Source organism: Collimonas sp. GW821-FHT02H07 (assembly GCF_059421505.1).
This window is the reverse complement of record NZ_JBWKVC010000011.1, coordinates 209704-216943: the sequence shown is the minus strand read 5'-3', so window position 1 is coordinate 216943 and position 7240 is coordinate 209704. Positions and strand designations below refer to the sequence as shown.

The following is a 7240-nucleotide window of genomic DNA, read 5'->3' as shown; positions in this document are numbered from 1 at the left end:
AAGAAAAAGTGACTAGCTGCCGGGCTACCCCCGGCAAGCGTCCACGGAGTAGCTACAGTGTTATCAACCCGCAGGCCATTCTTGGCATGCCAAGACCTGTGCTCCGCAGCCCGTTAAATAGGGTCGGAGTCTGACCCCATTTGACTGCACGACCTCAATTTGGACGGCAAACCCTGCGCCCGAATTGGCTATTGAGACGCTGGCTTCTCGCTGCCATACGTGATTGCCAGGTACTCGCCGATTTGCTTTACCTGGTCGTCGCTCAACGGCGCCCCATAAGCATGCTGCATCTTCGTCACCTCCGCCGTCCACTGCGTCAAGGTCATCTTGCCAGGCTGCTGATTGATATAGTCAGCAGAATGGCAAATTGCACACATCTGCGTCGCAATCACATAGCCCGGATGAGAAGAAGGCCGCAACTGCGCCGTCTCCTGCGGCAAAGTAATCGTCACCGGCGCAGCCGATACCCCAAGCACCACACCAAGCAAACCCCCGCCCACCACCGAATTCAGATATTTCATGGCCATCCCCTAAGCGACATTGATCCTGGTGGTTTCAATCACATTACGCGCATAGCCCGCCGGATTCCAGGTAGCCTCCAGCGGCTGCACCTCGCCGCCGTTAGAGGTCGCCCTCACCATCAACGGCAACTCACCCTTGCGCAACGGCGTCATGCCAAAGCGCCACTCGCGGAAAGAATACTTGCCCAGATCCTTGCCCAGCACCGCACTCTTCCAGCTCTGCCCGCCATCCGCCGAAATATCCACCGTCCTGATACCCGTGCCGCCATCAAAGGCAATCCCCTTCAGCTCCAGCCGCCGCCCCGCATGCACCACCGAACCGTCATGCAGGCTGGTGATGAACGAACGCGTCTTCAAACGCGCAATCGGCCGCGTCTTGGCCGCCGTCGTCCCCGGCTCCACGCACATGCAATCGTTATCCGGCACCCGGTACGCCGTCGCCATGAAAAAACCGTCGAAGACATGGTCCAGCACCTCGATCTGGTTCAGGTGCTTGACCCAGTAGGTGCCGAAATAGCCCGGCACAATCAGTTTGAGCGGATAACCGTTCAGGAAAGGAATATCCGTTCCATTCATAGACCAGGCGATGATCGGTTCGCCGCTCAGCGCATGGTCGATATCCAGCGCCTTGATGAAATCCGGCGTAGTCGGCAGCACCGGCTCGTCGAGGCCGTTGAAGCTGACCTGGCGCGCATCGCCCAGCACGCCTGCATGCTCCAGCACCGCCTTCAAGGGCACGCCGGTCCAGCGCGCATTGCCCATGGAGCCATTGCCCAGCTGCGCGCCGAACACCCGCGGCGTCGAAAACGCCCGGCTGTTGCCGGAACACTGGTTGACCGCCACCACCTCCACCGCCGGCGCCAGCGCCTTCAGTTCAGCCAGCGACAAGGACAGCTCGCGCGTCACGCGGCCGCCGATCTTCAGCCGGTAGCTGTCGGCGTCGATGGAGGTCGGTATATTCGCCAGGTGATAACGCACGAAAAACGCATCGTTGGCGGTGATCGGCCCTTCATTGAAAACGCTGAACGGCGTTTCCAGGTGCGGCGGACGCGTGGTGATGCGCATCAGCGGCCGCTTTTGCGGATAAGCGACCAGGTCGCGCTCGCCGTTATCTACCGGGATGCTGGTGGTCGCCGCCGCAAAACCCTGCATGGGCGCGAGCGCCAGCGAGGTGGCGGCAAATCCGGCCTGTTGCAAAAACCTGCGGCGCGCATTGCCGCCTCGATTGAATTCCATGCTGGCCTCCTGCCATGTCAATATTGTTGTAACGGTCCGAGCCGATTTTCCGCCTCGATAACGAGCGGCCGCTCGCCCGGCAAGCGTCATCGGTTAACATGAGCGGAACTTTAGTACGATAATGGCAAGCGGTAAAGCGAATTGCAAAGCTAATATCTACCTGCCGGACAGGTAGATCGCAGACAACTGATTTCTGGAGAAAACGCATGTCCTCATCACACGCCAGCTTCCACTGGGACGACCCGCTGTTGCTGGAGCAGCAGCTCAGCAGCGAGGAGCGCATGGTGCGCGACAGCGCCGCCGCCTACGCACAGGACAAACTGGCGCCGCGCGTGCTGCTGTCCTTCCGCAATGAACGCACCGACGTCGAAATCTTCCGCGAAATGGGCGCGCTCGGCCTGCTCGGCGCGACTATTCCCGAAGAGTACGGCGGCGCCGGCCTCAACTACGTCAGCTACGGCCTGATCGCCCGCGAGATCGAACGCATCGATTCCGGCTACCGCTCCATGATGAGCGTGCAAAGCTCGCTGGTGATGCTGCCGATCTTCGAATTCGGCAACCTGGCCACCAAGCAGAAATACCTGCCCAAGCTGGCTAGCGGCGAATTCATCGGCTGCTTCGGCCTGACCGAGCCGGACCACGGCTCCGACCCCGGCAGCATGGTCACGCGCGCGCGCAAGGTCGACGGCGGCTACGCGCTGAGCGGCAGCAAGATGTGGATCACCAACAGCCCGATCGCCGACGTCTTCGTGGTCTGGGCCAAGGACGACGAGGGCGCGATCCGCGGCTTCGTGCTGGAGAAAGGCTGGCCGGGCCTGTCGACGCCGGCGATCCACGGCAAGGTCGGCCTGCGCACTTCGATCACCGGCGAGATCGTCATGGACCAGGTGTTCTGCCCGGAAGAAAACGCCTTCCCCGACGTCCGTGGCTTGAAGGGGCCGTTCACCTGCCTCAATTCGGCACGTTTCGGGATTGCCTGGGGCGCGCTCGGCGCCGCCGAATTCTGCTGGCATGCGGCGCGCCGGTACACCATGGAGCGCAAGCAGTTCGGCCGGCCGCTAGCCGCCAACCAGCTGGTGCAGCTCAAGCTGGTCAACATGCAGACCGAGATCACCATGGCGCTGCAAGGCTGTTTGCGGCTGGGCCGCATGAAGGAAGAAGGCAGCGCCTCGGTGGAAATCACTTCCATCATGAAGCGCAATTCCTGCGGCAAGGCGCTCGACATCGCCCGCCTCGCGCGCGACATGTTGGGCGGCAACGGCATTTCCGACGAATTCGGCGTGATCCGTCACCTGGTGAACCTGGAAGTGGTGAATACCTATGAAGGTACGCATGATGTGCACGCCCTGATCCTGGGGCGGGCGCAAACCGGGATCGCGGCCTTCGCCAACTAGAACTGGAACGTGTGCGGCTGGGACAACGCCGCACACCTGCAGCACCAGCAAGCGGCCGGCCGAATGCTCGCGCCGGCATCGCAGCGTTGATCAGCCGCGCTACTCCCAAGCTATCGCCAATCTCCCCCTTCCCCCATCAGCGGCAAAAATTTGTATAAATAATTGCCCGTTTCGTGTCCCCTTTTTCCATCTCGCCGGGCATAACAGATAAGACTCCATGCTTGAGAGTCGTGTCGCTGCAGCTGCTGTCCAGGACGAAATCCGTCCGTTCAATCCCATACCAATAACGATACGCTGCAACCGGCAGCGTGTCATAGAGGAGCTCGAACCATGAACAACCATATCAGGAATTTGTGCAAGGGCGCGCACGCCCTGTCGCTCGCCCTTGGCGTGGCGGCGCCGATGGCCGCCTCTGCAGCCGAACCGTCTCCCCCGCCAAACAAGACTCCCCAGACTGCTGCCGGCGATAATGCTGCTCGCCAGGGCGCGCGCGCTGGCGACGGTGTGGCGATGAAAGTTGAAGCGATGCCGCCGCTGGTCGCTGTCAAGGCCGCGGACGGCACTATTGTGGTGCAGCACTCGGCCGAAATCTCGGCGCCTCAGAAGAAAGCGGAGGTGCGCTGATGAAACGCCTTGTTCATTGCACAGCAATACTGGCCCTGCTCTGCGGCATGCAGGCAGCACAATCCGCCGAACTGGTCCTGGTCAACCAGGATCCCCCCGGCGCAGGCTTGAATGACCTCACCGCTGCCGCGCCGGTGGGCGGCAATCCGGGCGCAACCCTGGGCGAGCAGCGCCGCCTGGTCTATCAGTTCGCGCTCAATATGTATGGCGCGCTGCTGAACAGCGCGGTGCCGATCAGAGTCCAGGCCTCCTTCAAATCATTGGGCAAAAACTCGGCCGGCAACGACATCCTGGGCCAGGCCTACGCGATCTATACCTTTCGGGATTTCGCCAACGCCCCGCTCGCCAACACCTGGTATAGCAAGGCGCTGGCCAATTCACTGCGCGGCGTGGACAACGATCCGCAATCGGACGACATCCATTCCGAATTCACCACCGACATCGATGTCGGCGGCGCGGCCAAGGGCTGGTATTACGGACTGGATGGACGCACGCCGAAAGGCCAAACCAATTTCCTCGACGTCGTCACCCACGAAATCGGGCACGGCCTGGGTTTTGCCGGCAACAGCGCTACCGATCGTGCAGCCGCCGATCCCAGCAATATCTACAATCGCTTTGTCCGCAGCGCCGGCGGCGCCGACTGGATTGCGATGAGCAACGCCGAACGGGCCGCGGCCCGGATCGGCGACCATCTGGTGTGGACCGGCCCTCAGGTTACCGCCGAGGTGCCGATCAAGCTGAAACCCGAGCCGGCCTTTCAGATCACGGCGCCGGCAGCGGCGGCCGGCTATAGCGCATTCGTCATCGCCGATTTCGGTTCGCCGGCAACTGCCGCCGCCTTCACCGGCGCTGTGGTGCAGGCGGTCTACACGGACGCTGGCAATGTAGTGCATACCGACGGCTGCCAGCCCTTCACCAACGCCGCCGCGCTGCTGCAGCGGATAGCGCTGATTGACCGCGGCTCATGCAATTTTTCGCAAAAAGTCCTGTATGCCCAGCAGGCCGGCGCAGTGGCGGCGATCATCGCCGACAATGGCGGCTCGACTGTCGGCCTGATGGGTACCGGCAATGGCTCAGACCAGGTTGCCATCCCTTCGATACTGGTGCCGCAGGCGTTCGGCAAGCAGCTCCGCGCCAACCTGCAAGGCTTGGCGGCCGGCGGCATCGGCCCCTATGCGGACCGCCATCTGGCCGGCGTGCTTGCGGACGGCGTGGACCCTGCCGGCGCAGCGATCCGGCGCGCCAAGATCAATGCTCCGCCAGGATTCCTGCCGGGATCGACGTTCTCGCATTTCGACCAGAATCTCTTGCCGACCCCGCTGATGGCGCCGAGCGCCAGTTCCACCGTGATCGCCCAGGCCGACCTCGACCTGACGCCCGCGCTGTTCATGGATATCGGCTGGGGCGTCAACCGCGGCAACCTGAGCCTGCTGGACTGCAATACCAGCGTGCCGGTCTCCTCTCCGGGCGGCCTGATCCCCGGCGCCAACGCGGTGACCAATCTCAAACTGTGCGCCAAGACCTCAGCCAGCGTCAGCGATTACCGCGACTGCACCGGCCGCTACATCCAGTCGCGGCTGGAAGCCAAGCTGTTCAAGCCGGCGCAGGCGCAGAGCCTGAAGATGTGCCTGGTCGGCAGCAAGGCTGATGCGCAATATGCGGCATGGCACTGAACTGCTCTTGTCCTTTACCTTACCTTAGGGAATTTCGATGAAGAATAGCCGCACAAGAGATGGCGTATCCGGTCTTTCGCTGTTGCAGATGAGCCTGTGCATCGCCGCACTGGGCTGGTTGCCGGCCGACGCCGGCGCCCAAGCTGCATCTTCCTACTTTGATGCCAACGGCTTCAAGGACGGCAGCGACAACGCCAAGGCCACAGGCGTCGACGCCGTGGCCGCCGGCAACACCAGTGTCGCCTCAGGCGCACTGGCTACGGCCCTGGGCAGCGGCGCCCAGGCCATCGACCAGAACACCACTGCGGTAGGCGCCTATGCCGCAGCCGCCAAGGCCAACGCCTCGGCCGTCGGCGCCAACAGTTTTGCCGGCGAGGCCGGCAGCACGGCAGTCGGCGCAAATGCCAATGCCTTCAGCGTCAACGCTACGGTGGTGGGCGAATCGGCGCTGGTCAATGGCAAGAACAGCACCGCACTGGGGCGGCTGAGCCGCGCCAGCACCGACAACAGCGTGGCGCTGGGCGCCAACTCGGTGGCTGACCGCGCCAACACCGTATCCGTCGGCAGCGTGCAAAGCGTGACCGACAGCGACGGCAACATCACGACGCCGTTCCAGCGGCAGATCATCAACGTCGCCGCGGGCACGCAAGACAACGACGTCACCAACCTTGCCCAATACCGCAGCCTGGTGACGGCGCTGGGCGGCAATGCCTCGGTCAATGCAGCCGGCGCGCTGGTGGCGCCGTCCTATGTAATCCAGGGCGTCAGCTCTGCCAAGGTCGGCGATGCATTCTCAGCCGTGGATATCTGGATGACCGGCATGCGCTCCTCGCTCACCAGCCTGGATACACGCGTGGTCGGCATCGATGCCCGCGCCGCCAAGCTGGAACAGACCGCAGGAAGCAGCACGACCACGACTACCACCAGCGCCAGCAACTCGGCCCAGTACGGCAATGGCGGCAAGGCGCTGGTGCTGAACGCCAACAACGGCGCCGGCACCGTCATCAACAATGTGGCGGCCGGCATTGCTGCTACCGATGCCGCCAATGTGGGGCAGCTGACGGAGATGCAAAAAGCCCTGGTCTCGCTGTTCAACAGCGGCGCCTGCAAGATCGGCGCCAGCGGCAGCGTGGCTTGCGGCAACGGCGTCTCGGCCAAGGGCGCGAACGCCATCGCCCAAGGCACCAACGCCAGCGCCAATGGCGACAACACGGTGGCATTGGGCGCCGGCGCCACGGCCAGCTTCAACGGTTCGGTGGCGATAGGCGCCGGTGCGCAAGCGGTTGCCGACCCGGCCACGGCCATCGGCAACAATGCCATCGCCAGCGGCAATAACTCGGTAGCCGTGGGCGCCAATGCGGTGGCCTCGGCCTCCAATTCGGTGGCGCTGGGACAAGGTTCGGTGGCGACGCGCGCCAATACCGTATCGGTCGGCTATGCCGGCGGCGAACGGCAGATCGCCAATGTCGCTCCCGGCACGGCTGGCACCGACGCCGTCAACCTGAACCAGATGCAGGCGTCGGCACAGGATACGCTGAACCAAAGCAAGAGCTACGCAGCCCGCGCCACCGCCCAGGCGATGGCGATCCCGCACGTGTACATCGCGCGCGGCGACAGCAGCGGCGTGGCGCTGGGCACCGCCAGCTACGGCGGCTACGGCGCGCTCGGCATCGCTTTCGCTTCCAGTATTTCCCAGCATACCCAGCTGGCTTTTGGCGCCAGCGCCGCCAACGGCGGTCAGGTGGCGATCCAGGGCAGCGGCAGCTTCTCCTGGTAGCGGCAATAAAGAATG

The 7240-nt window shown here is 63.3% G+C and carries 6 protein-coding genes; 4 read left to right on the top strand and 2 right to left on the bottom strand.

Features of this window, described 5'->3' with window-relative positions; genetic code table 11:
* Positions 1-188: 188 nt before the first annotated feature.
* A complete protein-coding gene (sorB, locus tag AC07V8_RS18035; protein ID WP_494680350.1) occupies positions 189-521 on the bottom strand; it encodes a SorB family sulfite dehydrogenase c-type cytochrome subunit in 333 nt (110 codons plus the stop codon).
* 9 nt (positions 522-530) lie between these two features.
* Positions 531-1757: a SorA family sulfite dehydrogenase catalytic subunit gene (gene sorA, locus AC07V8_RS18030; protein WP_494680351.1), complete on the bottom strand. Its 1227-nt coding sequence runs from the start codon at positions 1755-1757 to the stop codon at positions 531-533.
* A 206-nt stretch (positions 1758-1963) separates the two neighbouring features.
* Here sorA and AC07V8_RS18025 point away from each other — a divergent pair, with 206 nt between their 5' ends.
* From AC07V8_RS18025 to AC07V8_RS18010, 4 genes are all read left to right on the top strand, one after another.
* Entirely contained in the window at positions 1964-3151 is a 1188-nt protein-coding gene (locus tag AC07V8_RS18025; RefSeq protein WP_494680352.1) for an acyl-CoA dehydrogenase, read from the top strand.
* Positions 3152-3481: 330 nt separating this feature from the next.
* A complete protein-coding gene (locus tag AC07V8_RS18020; RefSeq protein ID WP_494680353.1) occupies positions 3482-3775 on the top strand; it encodes a hypothetical protein in 294 nt (97 codons plus the stop codon).
* On the top strand, positions 3775-5448 hold the full coding sequence (locus tag AC07V8_RS18015; protein ID WP_494680354.1) for a PA domain-containing protein: 1674 nt from the start codon (positions 3775-3777) through the stop codon (positions 5446-5448). The genes AC07V8_RS18020 and AC07V8_RS18015 overlap by 1 nt, the downstream gene beginning before the upstream one ends.
* A gap of 37 nt (positions 5449-5485) precedes the next feature.
* Positions 5486-7225 (top strand): YadA family autotransporter adhesin, encoded by a 1740-nt coding sequence (locus tag AC07V8_RS18010; protein ID WP_494680355.1) that lies wholly within the window; start codon positions 5486-5488, stop codon positions 7223-7225.
* The last annotated feature ends 15 nt before the right edge of the window (positions 7226-7240 follow it).